The organism is Streptomyces sp. NPDC045678, from assembly GCF_056432085.1.
The window spans coordinates 292,199-309,332 of the sequence record NZ_JBWKJS010000002.1; the positions used below are offsets into that span (position 1 = coordinate 292,199).

At 71.6% G+C, this 17,134-nt stretch carries 21 protein-coding genes and 1 riboswitch; of the genes, 9 read left to right on the plus strand and 12 right to left on the minus strand.

From position 1 onward, the window contains the following. Nucleotides 1-69: 69 nt before the first annotated feature. Nucleotides 70-1,110, minus strand: coding sequence for a cation diffusion facilitator family transporter (locus tag AC07DO_RS07850; RefSeq protein ID WP_479058560.1), 1,041 nt, complete (start codon nt 1,108-1,110; stop codon nt 70-72). Here AC07DO_RS07850 and AC07DO_RS07855 point away from each other — a divergent pair. Then, nucleotides 1,021-1,371: a hypothetical protein gene (locus AC07DO_RS07855; protein WP_479058603.1), complete on the plus strand. Its 351-nt coding sequence runs from the start codon at nt 1,021-1,023 to the stop codon at nt 1,369-1,371. The two genes, AC07DO_RS07850 and AC07DO_RS07855, sit on opposite strands and share 90 nt — an antisense overlap. Here AC07DO_RS07855 and AC07DO_RS07860 read toward each other — a convergent pair. The 9 genes from AC07DO_RS07860 to AC07DO_RS07900 form a co-directional block, all read right to left on the minus strand. Continuing rightward, nucleotides 1,347-2,015 (minus strand): MOSC domain-containing protein, encoded by a 669-nt coding sequence (locus tag AC07DO_RS07860; protein ID WP_479057770.1) that lies wholly within the window; start codon nt 2,013-2,015, stop codon nt 1,347-1,349. The genes AC07DO_RS07855 and AC07DO_RS07860 overlap by 25 nt on opposite strands. A gap of 76 nt (nt 2,016-2,091) precedes the next feature. After that, complete coding sequence (locus AC07DO_RS07865) at nt 2,092-2,892, minus strand: urease accessory protein UreD (RefSeq protein ID WP_479058562.1); 801 nt, start codon at nt 2,890-2,892, stop codon at nt 2,092-2,094. Nucleotides 2,893-2,900: 8 nt separating this feature from the next. Continuing rightward, the gene (gene ureG / locus AC07DO_RS07870) at nt 2,901-3,584 is read right to left on the minus strand and encodes an urease accessory protein UreG (protein WP_479057771.1); all 684 of its coding nucleotides are present in this window, start codon (nt 3,582-3,584) and stop codon (nt 2,901-2,903) included. Nucleotides 3,585-3,659: 75 nt separating this feature from the next. After that, entirely contained in the window at nt 3,660-4,334 is a 675-nt protein-coding gene (locus AC07DO_RS07875; protein ID WP_479057772.1) for an urease accessory protein UreF, read from the minus strand. 54 nt (nt 4,335-4,388) lie between these two features. Then, nucleotides 4,389-6,110 carry an urease subunit alpha gene (locus AC07DO_RS07880; protein ID WP_479057773.1) on the minus strand — a complete coding sequence of 574 codons (1,722 nt, stop codon included), beginning with the start codon at nt 6,108-6,110 and terminating at the stop codon, nt 4,389-4,391. Beyond that, entirely contained in the window at nt 6,103-6,414 is a 312-nt protein-coding gene (locus tag AC07DO_RS07885; protein ID WP_150187984.1) for an urease subunit beta, read from the minus strand. The genes AC07DO_RS07880 and AC07DO_RS07885 overlap by 8 nt, the downstream gene beginning before the upstream one ends. Nucleotides 6,415-6,463: 49 nt before the next feature. After that, nucleotides 6,464-6,766 (minus strand): urease subunit gamma, encoded by a 303-nt coding sequence (locus AC07DO_RS07890; RefSeq protein WP_479057774.1) that lies wholly within the window; start codon nt 6,764-6,766, stop codon nt 6,464-6,466. 450 nt (nt 6,767-7,216) lie between these two features. Beyond that, a complete protein-coding gene (locus AC07DO_RS07895; protein ID WP_479057775.1) occupies nt 7,217-7,495 on the minus strand; it encodes a type II toxin-antitoxin system Phd/YefM family antitoxin in 279 nt (92 codons plus the stop codon). 343 nt (nt 7,496-7,838) lie between these two features. After that, complete coding sequence (locus tag AC07DO_RS07900) at nt 7,839-8,588, minus strand: GNAT family N-acetyltransferase (RefSeq protein WP_479057776.1); 750 nt, start codon at nt 8,586-8,588, stop codon at nt 7,839-7,841. Between the two features lie 109 nt (nt 8,589-8,697). Between AC07DO_RS07900 and AC07DO_RS07905 the strand changes: the two genes are divergently transcribed. The 4 genes from AC07DO_RS07905 (at nt 8,698) to AC07DO_RS07920 (ending at nt 11,457) form a co-directional block, all read left to right on the plus strand. Then, nucleotides 8,698-9,336: an ATP-dependent Clp protease proteolytic subunit gene (locus AC07DO_RS07905; protein ID WP_479057777.1), complete on the plus strand. Its 639-nt coding sequence runs from the start codon at nt 8,698-8,700 to the stop codon at nt 9,334-9,336. A gap of 8 nt (nt 9,337-9,344) precedes the next feature. After that, nucleotides 9,345-9,653, plus strand: coding sequence for a hypothetical protein (locus tag AC07DO_RS07910; protein WP_479057778.1), 309 nt, complete (start codon nt 9,345-9,347; stop codon nt 9,651-9,653). Nucleotides 9,654-10,011: 358 nt separating this feature from the next. Continuing rightward, nucleotides 10,012-10,188: riboswitch (cyclic di-AMP (ydaO/yuaA leader) on the plus strand. Between the two features lie 3 nt (nt 10,189-10,191). Continuing rightward, nucleotides 10,192-10,665, plus strand: a complete 474-nt coding sequence (locus AC07DO_RS07915; protein ID WP_479057779.1) for a C40 family peptidase — start codon at nt 10,192-10,194, stop codon at nt 10,663-10,665. Between the two features lie 201 nt (nt 10,666-10,866). Continuing rightward, complete coding sequence (locus AC07DO_RS07920) at nt 10,867-11,457, plus strand: DUF6328 family protein (protein ID WP_479057780.1); 591 nt, start codon at nt 10,867-10,869, stop codon at nt 11,455-11,457. Nucleotides 11,458-11,488: 31 nt separating this feature from the next. On the opposite strand, the gene AC07DO_RS07925 is transcribed toward AC07DO_RS07920, so the two are convergent. Further along, nucleotides 11,489-11,941, minus strand: a complete 453-nt coding sequence (locus AC07DO_RS07925) for an ATP-binding protein (RefSeq protein WP_479057781.1) — start codon at nt 11,939-11,941, stop codon at nt 11,489-11,491. A gap of 273 nt (nt 11,942-12,214) precedes the next feature. On the opposite strand from AC07DO_RS07925, the gene AC07DO_RS07930 reads away from it, so the two are divergent. After that, complete coding sequence (locus AC07DO_RS07930) at nt 12,215-13,078, plus strand: helix-turn-helix domain-containing protein (protein ID WP_479057782.1); 864 nt, start codon at nt 12,215-12,217, stop codon at nt 13,076-13,078. Between the two features lie 9 nt (nt 13,079-13,087). Beyond that, nucleotides 13,088-13,312, plus strand: a complete 225-nt coding sequence (locus AC07DO_RS07935) for a DUF397 domain-containing protein (RefSeq protein ID WP_479057783.1) — start codon at nt 13,088-13,090, stop codon at nt 13,310-13,312. Between the two features lie 32 nt (nt 13,313-13,344). Here AC07DO_RS07935 and AC07DO_RS07940 read toward each other — a convergent pair whose 3' ends face one another. Further along, the gene (locus AC07DO_RS07940; RefSeq protein ID WP_479057784.1) at nt 13,345-14,517 is read right to left on the minus strand and encodes an 8-amino-7-oxononanoate synthase; all 1,173 of its coding nucleotides are present in this window, start codon (nt 14,515-14,517) and stop codon (nt 13,345-13,347) included. 120 nt (nt 14,518-14,637) lie between these two features. Between AC07DO_RS07940 and bioB the strand changes: the two genes are divergently transcribed. Together bioB and AC07DO_RS07950 are read left to right on the plus strand one after the other, a co-directional pair. Then, nucleotides 14,638-15,843 (plus strand): biotin synthase BioB, encoded by a 1,206-nt coding sequence (bioB, locus tag AC07DO_RS07945; RefSeq protein ID WP_479057785.1) that lies wholly within the window; start codon nt 14,638-14,640, stop codon nt 15,841-15,843. Then, nucleotides 15,836-17,134, plus strand: coding sequence for an adenosylmethionine--8-amino-7-oxononanoate transaminase (locus AC07DO_RS07950; RefSeq protein WP_479057786.1), 1,299 nt, complete (start codon nt 15,836-15,838; stop codon nt 17,132-17,134). Before bioB ends, AC07DO_RS07950 begins: the two co-directional genes overlap by 8 nt.

Consider the following 17,134-nt stretch of genomic DNA (forward strand, 5'->3'; position numbering starts at 1 on the left):
ACGGGCCAGGGGGCGACGGGTGGACCGCCCCGTCGGGGGAAGGCCGGGGCGGTCCGGATCGGGGAGGAATCAGTGGACCGGCGATTCCTTGCGCAGCACGGTGCCGTGCGGCTCCTCGCAGTGCTGCCGGCCGTCCGCGTCCGCACCGGCGAGCCGCTCGGGGGCGTGGTCGACCTCCAGCGTGGCGTGCGTGATGCCGTGGTCCTCGCGCAGCCGGGCCTGGATGCTCTTGCGCACCGCGTGACAGTCACCGCCGGGCTCGACCAGCACATGGGCCGAGAGGACCGGCTGACCGGAGGTGATCTCCCAGATGTGCAGGTCGTGGATCTCCACGACGCCGTCGAGGGCGACCATGTCGCTGCCCACGTCGTCGGGGTCCAGTTCGTCGGGCGCGGCCTCGAGGAAGATCCGTCCCGAGGCCCGGACCAGTGAGATCCCCGAGCGGAGCATGAGCACGACCACGATCATGGAGGCGATGGAGTCGGCCCTGGCGAAGCCGGTCGTCATCACGACGGCACCGGACACGGCCGTCGCGATGAAGCCGTAGAGGTCGGTGAGGATGTGCTGGAAGGCGCCCTCGACGTTGAGCGACGAGCGGTTGGCCTTCGACATGCACCAGGCGGCGGCGATGTTCACCGCCACGCCCGCGAGGGCGGTCACCAGGACCAGGGTCCCGCCGACCTCCGGCGGATCGAGCAGCCTTTCGACGTTCTCGTACGTCAGCCAGGCCGAGAGCAGCAGCAGGGTGAGGCCGTTGGCCTGCGCCGAGAGGATCTCCGCCCGCTTGAAGCCGTAGGTGAAACGGCCGCGCACCGGCCGGCTCGCGAGCTTCATCGCCCACAGCGCGAGCGCGATGGCCGCCGCGTCCGAGAGCATGTGCGCCGCGTCCGCGAGGAGAGCCATCGACTGCGCGGCGAACGCGACGACGACCTCCACCGCCATATAGCCGACGATCAGGGCGAGTGAAAGCGATAACCACCTGCGGTCCGCGTCATCGGCGACCGCGTGACTGTGCCCGGCATGACTGTGCCCGGCATGGCCGTGCGCGTGCCCTTTGCCGCCGTGGTGATTCGACGCGTGGGAATGCCCGTGGTCATGCCGGTGATTCATCGAATTCCCATCACTTCGCGTGTCGTGGACAAGCAAAGTGAAGCGCATCATTCACTCAATTTCAAAGGCTGCAATGAAGACGATTATCAATTACCGGAGCCTTTTACCGTTGCATTGGATATCCGACCGGTCGGCACATGGGTGCGCCGGGCCCGCATGGCCGGAAAACGGTCCGAGAAGGGCAAGAAAGCAGCGGTCGACGGGGGGGGGCGCGGGGCCGCGTTCACGACCGCGGGTCAGGATCCGTACTTCTCCGTGTAGGCCCGGGCGAGTTCCAACTGCTCCCGCTCCATCCACTCGGCGGCCACCAGCACACCGGGAAGCTCGGTCCGCTCCACGGTCAGGGCGCGGAACAGCCGGGAGACGGTGACGTCGTGGGAGGGGCGGTGCACGACGCCGACGGGGTCCCCCGCGCGGACCTCGCCGGGCTCGATCACTCGCAGCATCACCCCCGGGGACGCGGCACGGGTGAAGCGCGGCAGCCACCGTCGCTCGCCGAGCCAGGCCCCGAAGGTCCGGCACGGGAGGCGCCCTCCGGTCACTTCGAGCACGGCCTCGCGGCCGACGCGCCAGCGCTCACCGACCAGGGCGTCGCGCAGCTCGATGCCGAGGGTGGTGAGGTTCTCGCCGAACGCCCCGTGCGTGAGCCCGCGGCCCAGCTCGCGCCCCCAGCCGTCCAGGTCCTCGCGCGCGAAGGCGTAGACGGCGCGGTCGTCGCCGCCGTGGAAGCGCAGGTCGCACACCGTGTCGCCGGACACTCCGCTCGCGCCGACACCCGCGGGGCCGGGGCGCTCGACCCGTACGGGACCGTCGACCGGCCGCTTGTCGATGCCCGTGGTACCGGACGGGGCATCGGTGTAGTCGACCGCCCTGGCCCGGCCGACGTTGACGCTCAAGATCTTCATGACGCCGCATCGTACGTCCGCCGGACGGCACCGCAGGAGCCCGCGGCGTCCCGGGGCGGTCGGCCCGACGGCCGCTTCAGCCGAGCCGCCGCAGCGCCTCGTCCATGGCGCGGCGCACCAGGAGCGCGTCCGGCGCGACCGCGGTGACAAGGACCCCTGGACCTGCCAGGGGCGTGAGCGCCGCCCACCCCCCCAGAAGTGCGGGCTGCGGCTTCACGTGCGTGAACTCCGGCCGCACGACGACGAGTTGGCCGACCGCGCGACGTCCGGCGAGGACGGCGGGGCCGTCCCAGCCGCCGGGAGCGCCGGGGCCGCAGGACAGCTCCTGGTCGAGGAGGAGTCGGCCCGCGCGGCGCACGGTGAGGCGGCTGGTGAGGCGGCCCGGGGCTTCGCCCGTGCGGCCAAGGACCTGTTCCTCGCGCAGGACGAGCCGGGCGCCCTCGGCCAGGTCGACGCGTGTGGTCACGCGCAGATCGCTCTCGCGCACGGAGATCAACTGCTCGGGCAGCCAGCGCAGTTCGGCGCCGTCCGCGACGGTGAGGCGCACGTCGTAGTGGGCCGTCGGCTCGGTCTGGCCCGGCAGCGCGATGGTGGCCGCCGCGGAGTCGATGTGGAGCGCCGCGCCCTCGTGGGCCGTGGCCTCGACGGTGAGGTGGTCACCGCCGAGGGGCCCGCTCATCGCGCCGACGAGCGTCACGCGCGCCGCGGGGCCGCCGGAGCGGGTGCGGCGCAGGGCCAGCGGCCCCTCGCCGTCGAGGACGGGCAGGGCCGTGCGACCGTTGCCATCGGCCCGCGCCTCGATCCGGGAGGTGGCGCGGATGCCCGCGCCACCGGTCCGCCGGGAGCCACCCGGTGCCGCGCCGGTCCGCTCGGCCAGATCGACGCTCACGCCGACGCGGTCCACGCCGCGTACTGCTCGCGCACCCACGCGGCCACCGGGCCGACGCCGTCGCCGGACCGCAACGACTGGAAGATCACCGGGAGTTCGGCGCGCTGGGCCTTCGCGTCGGCTGCCATCCTGGCGAGGTCGGAGCCGACGTGCGGGGCGAGGTCGGTCTTGTTCACGACGAGCAGGTCCGCCGTGGAGACGCCCGGGCCGCCCTTGCGCGGGATGTCGTCGCCGCCCGCTACGTCGATGACGAAGATCTGCGCGTCGACGAGGCCCTTGGAGAAGGTCGCCGTGAGGTTGTCTCCGCCGGACTCGACGAGGATCAGGTCGAGCGGGCCCACCTCGTCCTCCAGGTCCTCCACGGCCTCCAGGTTGGCGGAGATGTCGTCGCGGATCGCGGTGTGCGGGCAGGCGCCTGTCTCCACCGCGGTGATGCGCTCGGGCGGCAGGACGGCCTCGCGCAGCAGGAACTCGGCGTCCTCGCGGGTGTAGATGTCGTTGGTGACCACGGCGAGGGACAGTTCGTCGCGCAGGTCACGGCAGAGTGCGGCGACGGTCGCGGTCTTGCCGGAACCGACCGGGCCGCCGAGCCCGATGCGCAGCGCGCGGCGGCTGCCGTCGGGGCGGTGGGCGTCGGCGGACACGGCGGCGGGGCCGTCGTGGGAGTGGTCGAGGTGCATGCTGCTCCTTCGTGTGGTGCGGGTCGTGCGGAAAGAGGCGGTCGTACGGCGACCCGTACGGGTCGCCGTCGTCGGCTAGGACGCGAAGAGCCGCACGGGCCAGGCCGCGTGCGCCTCCGCGCTGATCTCCAGGAGCGGCGCGGACGCCGCGGGCAGCGCGTCGATGCCCTCGTCGACGGCGCGCCTCGCGGTCTCCGCGGCCCGGTGCGCCACCTCGTCGACGTCCGGGGCGAGCCGGGCGAGGACTGCGGTGGCGTCGAAGGGGTCGAGGCTGAGCAGCCGGACGGTGGCGGTCGCGGGACCGCTGATCCCCTCGTACGCCGAGCAGTACGCGGCGTCCTCGGGGCCGAGTCCGGCGGCGCGGGCGGCGAGCCCGAGGACCACCGGCTGGTGGGCTCCCTTGGGGAACTGCCGGGCCAGCGCGTCCAGTTCGGGGTGCGGCCAGGTCGCGCGGGCGGCCCGCATCATCTGCCGGCCGAGGCGCCGCGCCGCGGTGCGCAGGGCCGGTGACGGCGTGCGGGCGTCCGCCGCCGCGTCCAGGGCACCCGGGTCGATGCCGAGGGTGGCGGCCGCCGCGAGTGCGGCCGCCACGAGTCCGGAGGTGTGCAGCCGTCCCCGGCAGAACGCCTCCAGGCTCGCCGCTCCGGTGATGCGCCCCGCCTTGACGGCCGCTTCGGCTCCGCCGGAGTGGGCGTGCCCACCGGCGGGGAAGCGGCCGTCGGCCAGGACGAGGAGTGCTGCTCGTGACATGTGATCGTCGCCAGGCTGTCGGGGGTCGGGGGGCGGGGGTCTGGTGCCGGACCGTCAGAAGAGGAAGTATCGCTGTGCCAGCGGGAGTTCCGCGGCCGGTGACGGTTCGACCAGTTCTCCGTCGATGGTCACGGCGAAGCTGTCGGCCGCGACCTCGACCCGGGGCAGCGCGTCGTTCTCGCGCATGTCGGCCTTGCTGCGCCCCCGCGTGGAGCGGATCGCGGCGAACGGCTTGTCGAGGCCCAGGCGTTCCGGCAGGCCGTCGTCGAGGGCCGACTGCGTCACGAAGTTGACCGAGTTGAGGGCCGGGGCCTTGCCGTGTGCCCCGTACATGCGCCGGGGCAGGACCGGCTGCGGGGTCGGGATGGAGGCGTTCGCGTCGCCCATCTGCGCGTAGGCGATCTGGCCGCCTTTGAGGACGAGCTGCGGCTTGACGCCGAAGAACGCCGGCTCCCACAGGACGAGGTCGGCGAGCTTGCCGGACTCGACCGAGCCGAGCTCGTGGTCGATGCCCTGGGCGACGGCCGCGTTGATCGTGTATTTGGCGACATAGCGACGTGCGCGGCGGTTGTCGGCCCGGGTGTCCCCCGGCAGGAATCCGCGGCGTCGCTTCATCACGTGCGCGGTCTGCCACGTACGCATGATCACTTCGCCGATGCGTCCCATGGCCTGGGAGTCCGACGACATGATCGAGATGGCGCCGAGGTCGTGGAGGATGTCCTCCGCCCCGATCGTGCTGGGCCGGATGCGGGACTCGGCGAAGGCGAGGTCCTCGGGGACGGCCGGGTTGAGGTGGTGGCAGACCATCAGCATGTCGAGGTGCTCCTCGACGGTGTTGACGGTGTGCGGCCGGGTGGGGTTGGTGGAGCTCGGCAGCATGTTGGGCAGCGAGACCGCCGTGATCATGTCGGGGGCGTGCCCGCCGCCCGCGCCTTCGACGTGGAAGGCGTGCAGGGTGCGGCCCGCGACGGCGTCGAACGTGGCGTCGATGAAACCGGCCTCGTTCAGCGTGTCGGTGTGGATGGCGAGCTGGGCGCCGGTCTCCTCGCAGACGTTCAGGCACGCGTCGATCGTGGCGGGCGTCGCACCCCAGTCCTCGTGGATCTTGAAGCTGACGGCGCCGGCGCGCAGCTGGGCGTGCATCGACTCGGCGTTGACCGTGTTGCCCTTGCCCAGGAAGCCGATGTTGACCGGGCTGGACTCCAGGGCCGCGAACATCCGGGCCAGGTGCCAGGCACCGGGCGTGATGGTCGTCGCCTTGCTGCCCTCGGCCGGCCCTGTGCCGCCGCCGAAGAGCGTGGTGACACCGGAGCCGAGCGCCTCGTCGACGATGGTCGGCGAGATGAAGTGGATGTGGGTGTCGATGCCGCCCGCGGTGAGGATCTTGCCGTTGCCCGCGATGACCTCGGTCTCGGGGCCGATGACGAGGTCGGGGTGGACACCGTCCATGGTGTCCGGGTTGCCGGACTTTCCGATGCCGGTGATGCGGCCGTCGCGGATGCCTATGTCGGCCTTGACGATGCCCCAGTGGTCGATGACCACCGCGCCGGTGATGACGGTGTCGGGCGCGCCCTCGGCGCGGGTGGTGCGGGACTGGCCCATCGACTCGCGGATGACCTTGCCGCCGCCGAACACGGACTCGTCGCCGGAGCGGCCGGGTCCGCCCGAGCGGTCCTCCTCGATCTCGATCAGGAGGTCGGTGTCGGCGAGCCGGATCCGGTCGCCGGTCGTGGGGCCGAACAGATCTGCGTACGCGGCACGGGACAGCTCAGGCATCGAGGGCACCTCCGGTCTCGCCGCGCAGACCGGGCACGACGCGCTTGCCGGCCAGCGGGACGAGTTCGACGTCGACAGGGATTCCGGGCTCGAAGCGCACGGCGGTTCCCGCGGCGATGTTGAGCCGCTTTCCGTGCGCCGCGCCGCGGTCGAAGTCCAGACCCGGGTTGGCCTCGGCGAAGTGGTAGTGGGAGCCGACCTGGACGGGCCGGTCGGCTGCGTTGAGGACGGTGAGGCGGGTGACCTCGCGGCCCTCGTTGTAGGGGACGGGCTCGTCCGCGAAGAGGATCTCTCCGGGGATCAGCCCTCGTCCCGTGCCGTGCGGAGCGGCATGCATGCGGCGCGAACCCCCGTCAGACGATCGGCTCGTGGACGGTGACGAGCTTGGTGCCGTCCGGGAAGGTGGCCTCGACCTGGACGTCGTGGATCATCTCGGCGATGCCCTCCATGACGTCGTCACGGGTGAGGATCCGTCGCCCCGAGGACATCAGCTCGGCGACGGTGCGGCCGTCGCGGGCGCCCTCCAGGATGTGGGAGGTGATGAGGGCGATCGACTCGGGGTGGTTCAGGAGCAGTCCCCGCGCCCTTCGCTTCTCGGCCACGTCCGCGGCCACATGAATGAGCAGTCTCTCCTGCTCGTGCGGGGTCAGTCGCACGGTTCCCACCTCACAGTCCTCGCTCCGAACCATGCGGGGTCCGGTTGCCGCGGCCACCACGACAGCTATAGATGTAACACACATCGAACGCGCGCGATCTTGCGCACCCCGGATAGAAAAACCGCTGGTGGCGTGGCACGGGAGGGTAGTTGGAAGGAGTTTCAACGAGGTTAACCAGTCGTTGACCATCGCATGACTGTCCGCTGGGCTGCGCCATACCTGTCGATGCCCTGGGCAACTTTTCGGCGTCCCGGCGCAGCCCAAGGAATACGCGGAACTGTTACGTCGCGTGGGTCGGCGATACCCGGCCAGCTTGGCGTCACGTGGGTCGGTGGAGCGCGACGGACTCTGCGTCACGTGGGTCGGTGGAGCGCGCGGGACTCTGCGTCGCGTGGGTCGGTGGAGCGCGACGGACTCTGCGTCACACGGGCCCGCGGTGCACGAGCGGCTCTACGTCGCCCGGGGGCCGCGGTGTTCGGCCGCGATGCCGAAGCGCTGCCGCTCCGACGGCGCGGGTGTCACGGACCCGACCGACGTGACCGTGCTGACCGTCCGCTCCTCCGCGGCCTCCGCGAGTGCTTCGAGACGCTCCAGATCGGCGGCGGACACGAGCGCCACGAGCGGCTTGCCGTGCCGGGTGACGACGACCCGCTCGCCTCCGTAGACGACGCGGTTGATGAGCTCGGCGAGCTCTGCGCGGGCTTGCGTCACCGGAATCTCGTAGGCCATGCGTCCAGCTTAAACGCCGCCCGTCACGGGCTGCCGGCATGAGCGGCCTCCACGAGCTGCGGCTCGCCCTCGATCTCCCCGACGACCTGCCCGCCGCGGACGTCGCCCCTGCTCCGGTGGCACACGGGCGACCCGGACGCGCGGGGACGTACTGGGCGGCGAGCTCCGCAAGAGCGGGTGGCAGGGCTGGGCCTTCAGCGCACCCAGGAAGTCCACCCTGACGAGTTCGACGAGCCGCGCCCGCACGCACCGGACGCCGCGGGGCCCGCCCTCCGGGCGAACGGCGGAACTTCCGGCCCAAGCGCTGGAGCGATCCGCTTCCCGGCCCCCCGGGGGTGAGCGCTCAGCACGGTTCGGCGGCCGGCGCCCGACGCACCACCGCCCAGATCCAGCCGAGCGGGGCCAGGCCCAGGGTGCGGGCCACCGAGCGCGAGGCGTGGTTGTCGGCCGTGGTGCTGTAGAAGAGGACCTGCTTGTCGCGGCGCGCGCGGAGGGACCACGCGGCGACCGCGGCCGGGGCGAGGCCGCGGCCGCGGAAGTCCGCGCGGGTCCAGATACCGGCCTCCGCCGCGCGCGCGTTGGCGGCCGGGGTGTGGCAGATCGACACGGGTGAACCGTCGTGGACGGCCATCGCCCACTCCCCCGCCGCACCGGAGATCAGCTCCGCCCACTCACCCGGCCGCCAGTTGTGCGGGCGAGTCAACTCCGTTGTCGCACAACGGCCTTCGGCGTCCGAGAGCAACAGGGGAAGCGGCGAGGGGAAGTCCGCGCGGAGTCGGTTCGGGAAGGTGAAGCTCGGGCCTCCCCGGACCGTGACCGGGTCACCGTCGGCCGTGCACGCGGCGGCGATCCGTACGACCACGTCCGGAGGCTCACCCGGCACGTACGACTGTTCAGCGCCGCCGGCACCCCGGAGCGCGCCCGAACCTCCGGCCTCCAGCGCCAGCACCCGCGCCGTCGGCGACCAGCCCATCACCGCCCGCACCGACGGATCGACCGTCTCAAGCACCCCGCTGTCCCCGCGCGCCACCACACCGTGGACGACGTCCAGCTCCAGAGTCAGCAAGTCCCGTTCGCCCTCGCTCCGTTCCATGCCTCGGAGACGGTACGCCGCGCGCCGGACGCAGCATGACGCGCCTTCACCTCCCCGCGCAACGTACGTCCTGTACATTTTTTACAGAGACCGGATTGAGAGGCGCCCCATGAACCGTTCCCCGTCTGCCCGTCACGTCCTGCCCGAGTTCACCGAACGCACCAGTTCGGGGGTGCGGACCATGGATCCGTACTCCAAGCTCCTCGAAGAGCGCATCGTCTTCCTCGGCACCCCCATCGACGACACCTCGGCCAACGACGTGATGGCGCAGTTCATGCACCTCGAGTACCAGGCGCCGGACCGGGACATCGCGCTGTACATCAACTCCCCCGGCGGCTCGTTCAGCGCGATGACCGCGATCTACGACACGATGCGGTTCGTCAGCTGCGACGTGGAGACGATCTGTCTCGGGCAGGCCGCCTCCGCCGCCGCCGTCCTGCTCGCCGCCGGCACGCCCGGCAAGCGATGCGCACTGCCCGGCGCACGCGTCCTCATCGACCAGCCCGCCGTCACCGAACCGCTCAGGGGACAGGCCACGGACCTCGCGATCCAGGCCGACGAACTCCTGCGCACACGGCGCCTGCTGGAGGAGATGCTCGCGCGTCACACGGGACGGAGCAGGGAGCAGATCGCCGCGGACATCGAGCGGGACAAGATCCTCGACGCCCCCGCCGCCCTGGCCCACGGCCTCGTGGACCGGATCATTCCGAGCCGCAAGGCGTCGCTCGCCGCCCGCGACCCGAGGTGACGCCACCGATGCTGCCGCCCGAACTGCCGCCGCTGCCCGCGCTGACCCGCGCCGAGGCAGAGCTCGTCGACCGCTACCTCGAAGTCGTCGACCTGCTCGGCCGCATCAATCCGGCCCGCGCCGAGCACACCTACGGCGGGCTCCGCGCCGCCCAGGCCCTCGTCGGCCGGGCGAGCGCCCTGCGCGACGCGCTCGCTCTCATGCACCAGCGGGGCGAGAGCGAAGTCCACGCGCCGACGCTCGCTCAGGCTCTGCGCGTCCTCGACGGCGAGCGACGGGCCGGAAGAGTCACCGTGCCGCCCCCGCGCGGCGGCTGAGAGGCCGTCGGCCGACCGCGCCCCCGACGCCTCGACGTCCGGGGTCACTTCGAAACGGACCAGTCGGGCTACCCCGGACGGCGTACGAATACGTCGTTCTTCGCAGGGGCGAAAGTTGCGTTCCGCGAGTACAGCACTGGCGGAATTACGTATTCCGCTGCTGGTCGAGCGGTCGTCGGACCCCACCGTCAGGAGCCGATTTCGGCAGTGTCCACCTGAACAGGTCAGTCGTGAGGAGCCTCACAAAACGCCGTTTCGGCTCGGTTTTTCGACCCATCTCGGGTCAAGATCCCTTCCGACGACAAGCCCCCGCCACAGCGGCGGGGCGGTCCGGGCGGACGCCGAGTCCTGCCGCCACCCGGATGACCGGTCGACATCTGTGCAACGGCAGGAGTGGAGGACCCAGGTACGACGGGCCCGTCCGGGAAGTCCGGACGACGCCCTTGGGGTGAAGCCGCAGAGCACCACGCGGCCGGGCATCTTCGCCTGCCCGAACCCGACAGGTCATCTTTCACAGGCGGCTGACGAAGGGTTGCGCATGACCGCGCTGAATCATGTTCCGTCGCTGCTCACCAGGACCGGTGCCGCATCGGTCCTCACGCTCGCCGTCGTAGGCGGCACCGTCGTGGCCCCCGGGCTCGCGTCGGAGGCCGAGGCGGCCACCCACGGGACGAAGGCGCTCAAGATCGCGGCGTCCAAGAAGGGCTCCCCGTACGGCTACGGCTCGGCGGGACCCAACCGGTTCGACTGCTCGGGGCTGACGCTCTACTCGTTCAAGAAGACGGGCAAGAAGCTCCCGCGCACCGCCGCCGCGCAGTACAACAAGACCAAGCACATCTCCCGGTCCCACCGGACCCGCGGCGACCTGGTGTTCTTCCACTCCGGTCGGAACGTCTACCACGTCGGGATCTACGCGGGTAACAACCGCATCTGGCACGCCCCCAAGAGGGGCACTGTGGTGCGCCTGGAGAAGATCTGGTCCAAGAGCGTCTGGTACGGCAGGGTCCGCTGACCCACCGCGGACGGTCCGGGGGGGGGGGGGGGGGGGCGGGGGGGGGGGGGGGGGGGGGGGGGGGGGGGGGGGGGGGGGGGGGGGGGGGGGGGGGGGGGGGGGAGGGGGGCCACAAAACAACCGGGGGGGGCCTGACACCCCCCCAACACTGGGGGGTGGGGGGTGCCCCCCCCCCCCCCCCGGCGGGGATACCCGTACGGGATGTCCGACGACTATGCCTGTACCGCCCGCAATGAGACGCCGCTGGAGCGCGCCGACCGCAACTTCGCGGAGCTGCTCCAGGAGCTGAGGGTGACGCAGACGGGCGTCCAGATCCTCTTCGCCTTTCTGCTCACCCTCGCCTTCAGCCCGCGCTTTCCGTCGCTGGACGCGGTGCAGCGCGGCACCTACGTCACGACGCTGCTGCTCGCGGTGCTCGCGGCGGCGCTGTTCACGGCGCCCGCCGCGCTGCACCGCTCACTGTTCCAGCAGCGGGCCAAGCCGCTCATCGTGCGGGTGTCGTCCCGGCTCGCCGCCGTCGGCCTGGGTGTCCTGGTCCTGACACTCGCCGGTTCGGTGCTGCTCGTCGTCGATGTGACGTCGGGTCGGGCCGAGGGCGTCCTCGCGTGCGCGGGGACGCTGCTGGTGTGCGTCGGGCTGTGGGGCGTACTGCCACGGCTCGCGCGGCGCCCCCTGGCCCGTGTCGAGGCGGCGCTCGCCGAGGAGCCCGATGTCAGGACGCCGGGGGACGTCAGGCCGTCGGGGGCCCGCGGGGGCGCCCCGGGCCCGATGCGCAGGGAACGGTGCCGGTAGAGCGATGGCCCGTGCGGCGTTCGGCCCGCGGTCAGTGGGCGGCGTCGCGGGGAGTGCGCCGGACGGGGGCGCGCCAGGGCAGCGCGATCCACACGGTCTTGCCCCCCTCGTCGGTGGGGCTCACCGAGAGCCTGCCGCCGCATTCGGCGGCCAGCCAGCGGATGATCACCATGCCGCGGCCGTTGTCCTGCTGGACGGCTGCGGGCAGGCGCTTGGGGTAGCGCGGATGGCTGTCGGTGACGCCGATCCGCAGCTGCTCGTCACGCTCGAGTTCGACGTCGACCGTGAAGGTGGGCGACTGCCCCAGGGTGTGCTGCACTGCGTTCGTCGCGAGTTCGGAGACGATCAGTCTGATCGTCTCGGCCACCTCGGCGTCGCCGGGCAGGCCCCATTCCGCGAGCACGCGCGAGACGTATTTCCGGGCGGCGGGGACCGAGGCAGGATTGCTCGGCAGGGTGACGGAGGCTTCCTGGTGGTCTGCCATGGCGGCGCTGTCCCTTTCCCACCGGGACCGGTCTCCGACCCGCGGCGGATGACTCGAGGACAGTCCCGGACTGGTGCTTCGCGCCAGCCTGCCACTCCTTGGCCGGTCACGGGTGGCGATCCACCGAGATGTGCATATATCTGTCGCTCGAAGCGGTGAACTCTGCTACGGCAGACCGTATTTGGGCGGGAGAGCGGTACTTCCTCTAATCTCGCCTACTGCCCCGCCCCGTCGCCTGATAAATCCGGCGGCTCCGTCCGAAAGGAGACGGGCATGCAGTACGGCCCCGCGGTGCGCCGTCGTCAGCTCGGTGCCGAACTCCGCGCGCTGCGTGTGCAGGCGGCACTCACGAGCAGCCAGGCCGCTGCCAGGGCCGGCTGGCACCAGTCCAAGGTGAGCCGGATCGAGACGGGACACAGCGGCGTGAAGGCCGCCGACGTGCGCCTGCTCCTGGAGGTGTACCAGGTGCAGGACCCGCAACTCAGTGACCTGCTCATCGCGTTCACCGGCGCCGACGACCAGGGGGCGGGACGCCATCACTGGTGGAAGGCGTACCGCGATCTGCTTCCCGCGACCTATCGGGACTTCATCAGCCTGGAGTCGCAGGCGAGCTGGATGCGCACGCTCGAGACGGCGGTGGTGCCGGGTCTGTTGCAGACGCCCGCCTACGCGCGTGCGGTGACCCGGGCCGCGCTGGGCGGGGTGCCGGAGAGGCAGGTCGACGCGCTGGTCGAGGTGCGGCTGGCCCGTCAGGACGTTCTGCGCGCGGATCCGCCGCTGCGTCTGCACGTGGTCATGGACGAGGCGGTGCTGCGGCGGCCGGTGGGCGGGGCGGACGTTTTCGCCGAACAGTTGAATCGGCTACGACAAGCATCCCTCCTGCCCCATGTCGCGCTACAGGTACTGCCGTTCGCCGCAGGTGAGCATGTAGGTCTGATCGGTTCCTTCGTTATTTTTTCATTTCCGGACATTGCTGATCTGGATGTGGTTGTTCTCGACCACTTGACGAGTAGCCTCTACCTCGAACGGAAAGAAGACCTCCAGGCTTACTCGGAGGCCTACTTGTCCCTTCAAGCAAAAGCGCTCTCACCCGAGGACTCAACGGAATTCATCGCCGGGCTATGCGACGGCGCGTAAGGAGGCACCATGACCGCACTGCCTCGGTACGTACCTTCCAGCACGACACTTCAAGGTGCGCGGTGGCAGCGCAGCAGTTTCAGCAATGGAATGAACAACTGCGTCGAGACCACCACCCTCGACTCGGGTCCGCTGACCGGCCTGTGCGCCGTGCGTGACTCGAAGAACACCGCAGGGCCAGCCCTGCTCATCTCCCCCGGCCCCTGGGAGTCGTTCCTCAACAGCCTCCGGTAGTCGCTTTCCGGCCTCTGACGGGGCCCGGCACGCTATCGGTGCGCACTGCGGCTGATCACCCGTACGGCACCGGCGATCTGTGCGTCGGTGAGATCCGCGCGGGCGGTCAGCCGCAGCCTCGAGATGCCGTCCGGCACCGACGGCGGCCTGAAGCACCCCACGGCCAGGCCCGCGGCCCGGCACTCCGCCGCCCACTGGACGGCCCGTTCCGGAGACGGCGCGCGCACGGAGACGACGGCGGCGTCGGGACGTACCGCCGAAAGCCCCTCGGCCGTGAGCTGCCGATGCAGGGCGGCCGCGACCTCGCGGGCGCGCGCGGCGCGTTCGGGCTCACGGCGCAGCAGGCGCAGGGCGGCGAGCGCGGCACCGGCCGCGGCGGGCGCGAGGCCCGTGTCGAAGATGAAGGTCCTGGCCGCGTTCACCAGGTGCTCGATGACGGCGGCGGGGCCGAGCACGGCGCCGCCCTGGCTGCCGAGGGACTTGGAGAGCGTCACGGTGGCCACCACGTCGTCCGCTCCCGCGAACCCCGCCATGTGCGGCGCGCCCCGGCCGCCGTCACCGAGCACCCCGAGTCCGTGGGCGTCATCGACGATCAGCCCCGCCCCGAACTCCCGGCACACCGCGGCCTGTTCGGCGAGGGGCGCCATGTCGCCGTCCACCGAGAACACCGAGTCGGACACCAGCACGGCGGGCCCGTCGTGGGCGTCCAGCGTCTTGCGCACCGCGTCGGGGTCGGCGTGCGGCACCACCTGGGTCGTCCCGCGCGCGAGCCGGCACCCGTCGATCAGGGACGCGTGGTTGCCCGCGTCGGAGACGATCAGCGAGCCGTGCGGGGCGAGCGCGGTGACGGCGGCGAGGTTCGCCGCATAGCCGGAGGAGAAGACGAGGGCCGCCTCGAAGCCGCAGAACCCGGCAAGCTCACGCTCCAGTTCGGCGTGCAGCTCCGTGGAGCCGGTGACCAGCCGCGATCCGGTCGCTCCGCCGCCCCAGCGCATGGCCGCGGCGGCCGCACCCTCGACGACCTCGGGGTGCCGGGTCAGGCCGAGGTAGTCGTTGCCCGCCAGATCGAGGAGACCGTCGGGGTCCGCGGAGCGCGGGCGCAGAGTGCGGACGAGTCCGGCGTCCGCGCGCAGCCGCGCCTGCTCGTCGAGCCAGCCGAACGCCGCGGAGGACGCGCCCGTCAAGGGGGGCCTGTTTGTAGACATTGCACAGACCTTAGCCGCCGGACCACCTGGCCAGGGTGTGGCAATACCCACACCTCAAACCGTTTCTGTTGTGCGAACTCTCCTTGGCCGGGGAGGCTGCCGTGCGTAAGGATCAGCGCCATGGACCTGCTGAACACGCTGGTGGACAAGGGGCTTCGGCGCGAGCTGCCGACCCGCGAAGAGGCGCTGGCCGTACTGGCCACCTCCGACGACGATCTCCTGGACGTAGTGGCCGCGGCCGGCAAGGTGCGGCGGCACTGGTTCGGGCGACGGGTGAAACTCAACTATCTGGTCAACCTCAAGTCGGGCCTGTGCCCGGAGGACTGCTCGTACTGTTCGCAGCGCCTCGGCTCCAAGGCCGGGATCCTCAAGTACACCTGGCTGAAGCCCGACGAGGCGTCGCAGGCCGCGGCGGCCGGCGTCGCGGGCGGCGCGAAGCGGGTGTGCCTGGTCGCGAGCGGCCGCGGCCCGACCGACCGGGACGTGGACCGGGTGGCACAGACCATCGCCGCGGTGAAGGAGCAGAACGAGGGCGTCGAGGTGTGCGCCTGCCTCGGCCTCCTCTCGGACGGGCAGGCGGAGCGTCTGCGCGGGGCGGGTGCGGACGCGTACAACCACAACCTCAACACGTCGGAAGCGACGTACGCGGACATCACCAAGACGCACACCTACGCCGACCGCGTCGACACCGTCCAGAAGGCGCACGCGGCGGGCCTGTCCGCCTGCTCGGGCCTGATCGCCGGCATGGGCGAGCAGGACGAGGATCTCGTCGACGTCGTCTTCTCGCTGCGTGAGCTCGACGCCGACTCGGTGCCGGTCAACTTCCTGATCCCCTTCGAGGGCACGCCGCTGGCCAAGGAGTGGAACCTCACGCCGCAGCGCTGCCTGCGCATTCTGGCGATGGCCCGCTTCGTCTGCCCGGACATCGAGGTGCGCATCGCCGGTGGCCGCGAGGTGCATCTGCGCTCCCTGCAGCCCCTCGCCCTGAACATCGCCAACTCGATCTTCCTGGGCGACTACCTGACCAGTGAGGGCCAGGCGGGCAAGGACGATCTGGCGATGATCGCGGACGCCGGCTTCGAGGTCGAGGGCACGGACCAGGTGACGCTGCCCCGGCACCGCGTCGAGGCGGCCGCGGCCGCCCGGGGGACGGGCTGCGGCTCGCACGAGGCCGGCGCCTGCGGTTCGCACGAGGGCGGCGGGTGCGGGCCCTGCGGGTCGGCCGAGCCGGTCGCCGAGCCCGTGGCGGATTCCAACGAGGCGCGCACGGACCTGGTGGCGGTACGCCGCCGGGGCGCGGGAACGGATCTGGCGCCCAATGCCTGACTTGTCCACGCTGTACACGGAGCACCTGCTCGCGCTCGACCGGCAGCACGTCTGGCACCCCTACGGGCCGATGCCGGGCCGCCAGGAACCCCTGGTCGTCGAGTCGGCGAGCGGCGTCAGGATGCGCCTCGCGGACGGCGGCACCGAGCTCGTCGACGGCATGTCGTCCTGGTGGTCGGCGATCCACGGCTACAACCACCCGGTCCTCAACGAGGCCGTGCGCGGCCAGCTGGACCGCATGAGCCACGTGATGTTCGGCGGGCTCACGCACGAACCGGCCGTCTCCCTGGCCAAACGCCTCGTCGACATCACGCCGGACGGTCTCGAGCACGTCTTCCTCTCCGACTCGGGGTCGGTCGCGGTCGAGGTCGCCGTCAAGATGTGCCTCCAGCACTGGCGCTCGCTCGGCCGCCCGGAGAAGCAGCGGATGCTGACGTGGCGGGGCGGCTACCACGGTGACACCTGGCAGCCGATGGCGGTGTGCGACCCCAAGGGGGGCATGCACGAGCTGTGGCAGGGCGTGCTGCCGCAACAGGTGTTCGCGGACGCGCCGCCGAGCGGGTTCGACGCGTACGAGGAGTCGTACGCCGAGCACCTCCACGAGCTGATCGGGCGGCACGCCGGCGAACTCGCCGGAGTGATCGTCGAGCCGGTGGTGCAGGGTGCGGGCGGGATGCGCTTCCACTCCCCCGGCTACCTCCGCGCGCTGCGGGAGGCGTGCGACGCCCATGACGTCCTGCTGGTCTTCGACGAGATCGCGACGGGCTTCGGGCGCACGGGCACGCTGTTCGCCGCCGACCACGCGGGGGTCGCCCCCGATGTGATGTGCGTCGGCAAGGCGCTGACCGGCGGCTACCTGTCGATGGCCGCGACGCTGTGCACGCCCCGGGTCGCCGACGGTATCTCGCGGGGCGAGGTGCCGGTCCTGGCGCACGGCCCGACCTTCATGGGCAACCCCCTGGCGGCCGCGGTGGCCGGCGCCTCGATCGACCTGCTGCTCGGGCAGGACTGGCACACCGAGGTCAAGCGGATCGAGACGGGCCTGCGGGAAGGGCTCGCCGAGGCGGCCGCGCTTCCCTCGGTCCGCGAGGTCCGTGTCCTCGGGGCGATCGGCGTCGTCCAGCTGGACCACCCGGTGGACATGGAGGCGGCGACGCGGGCGGCGGTGCGCGAAGGCGTGTGGGTGCGGCCGTTCCGCGACCTCATCTACACGATGCCGCCGTTCATCACGGGCGACGACGACGTGGCACGGATCGCGCGCGCGGTGTGCGCGGCGGCGAAGGAGGGCTGA

What these genes read in the sequence shown, in the direction of transcription:
- AC07DO_RS07855 (WP_479058603.1), top strand. Translation starts at nt 1,021, where the DNA reads ATGACTGTGCCCGGCATGGCCGTGCGCGTGCCCTTTGCCGCCGTGGTG.
- AC07DO_RS07850 (WP_479058560.1), bottom strand. Translation starts at nt 1,110, where the DNA reads ATGAATCACCGGCATGACCACGGGCATTCCCACGCGTCGAATCACCAC.
- AC07DO_RS07860 (WP_479057770.1), bottom strand. Translation starts at nt 2,015, where the DNA reads ATGAAGATCTTGAGCGTCAACGTCGGCCGGGCCAGGGCGGTCGACTAC.
- ureG (WP_479057771.1), bottom strand. Translation starts at nt 3,584, where the DNA reads ATGCACCTCGACCACTCCCACGACGGCCCCGCCGCCGTGTCCGCCGAC.
- AC07DO_RS07875 (WP_479057772.1), bottom strand. Translation starts at nt 4,334, where the DNA reads ATGTCACGAGCAGCACTCCTCGTCCTGGCCGACGGCCGCTTCCCCGCC.
- AC07DO_RS07880 (WP_479057773.1), bottom strand. Translation starts at nt 6,110, where the DNA reads ATGCCTGAGCTGTCCCGTGCCGCGTACGCAGATCTGTTCGGCCCCACG.
- AC07DO_RS07895 (WP_479057775.1), bottom strand. Translation starts at nt 7,495, where the DNA reads ATGGCCTACGAGATTCCGGTGACGCAAGCCCGCGCAGAGCTCGCCGAG.
- AC07DO_RS07900 (WP_479057776.1), bottom strand. Translation starts at nt 8,588, where the DNA reads ATGGAACGGAGCGAGGGCGAACGGGACTTGCTGACTCTGGAGCTGGAC.
- AC07DO_RS07905 (WP_479057777.1), top strand. Translation starts at nt 8,698, where the DNA reads ATGAACCGTTCCCCGTCTGCCCGTCACGTCCTGCCCGAGTTCACCGAA.
- AC07DO_RS07910 (WP_479057778.1), top strand. Translation starts at nt 9,345, where the DNA reads ATGCTGCCGCCCGAACTGCCGCCGCTGCCCGCGCTGACCCGCGCCGAG.
- AC07DO_RS07915 (WP_479057779.1), top strand. Translation starts at nt 10,192, where the DNA reads ATGACCGCGCTGAATCATGTTCCGTCGCTGCTCACCAGGACCGGTGCC.
- AC07DO_RS07920 (WP_479057780.1), top strand. Translation starts at nt 10,867, where the DNA reads ATGTCCGACGACTATGCCTGTACCGCCCGCAATGAGACGCCGCTGGAG.
- AC07DO_RS07925 (WP_479057781.1), bottom strand. Translation starts at nt 11,941, where the DNA reads ATGGCAGACCACCAGGAAGCCTCCGTCACCCTGCCGAGCAATCCTGCC.
- AC07DO_RS07930 (WP_479057782.1), top strand. Translation starts at nt 12,215, where the DNA reads ATGCAGTACGGCCCCGCGGTGCGCCGTCGTCAGCTCGGTGCCGAACTC.
- AC07DO_RS07935 (WP_479057783.1), top strand. Translation starts at nt 13,088, where the DNA reads ATGACCGCACTGCCTCGGTACGTACCTTCCAGCACGACACTTCAAGGT.
- AC07DO_RS07940 (WP_479057784.1), bottom strand. Translation starts at nt 14,517, where the DNA reads ATGTCTACAAACAGGCCCCCCTTGACGGGCGCGTCCTCCGCGGCGTTC.
- bioB (WP_479057785.1), top strand. Translation starts at nt 14,638, where the DNA reads ATGGACCTGCTGAACACGCTGGTGGACAAGGGGCTTCGGCGCGAGCTG.
- AC07DO_RS07950 (WP_479057786.1), top strand. Translation starts at nt 15,836, where the DNA reads ATGCCTGACTTGTCCACGCTGTACACGGAGCACCTGCTCGCGCTCGAC.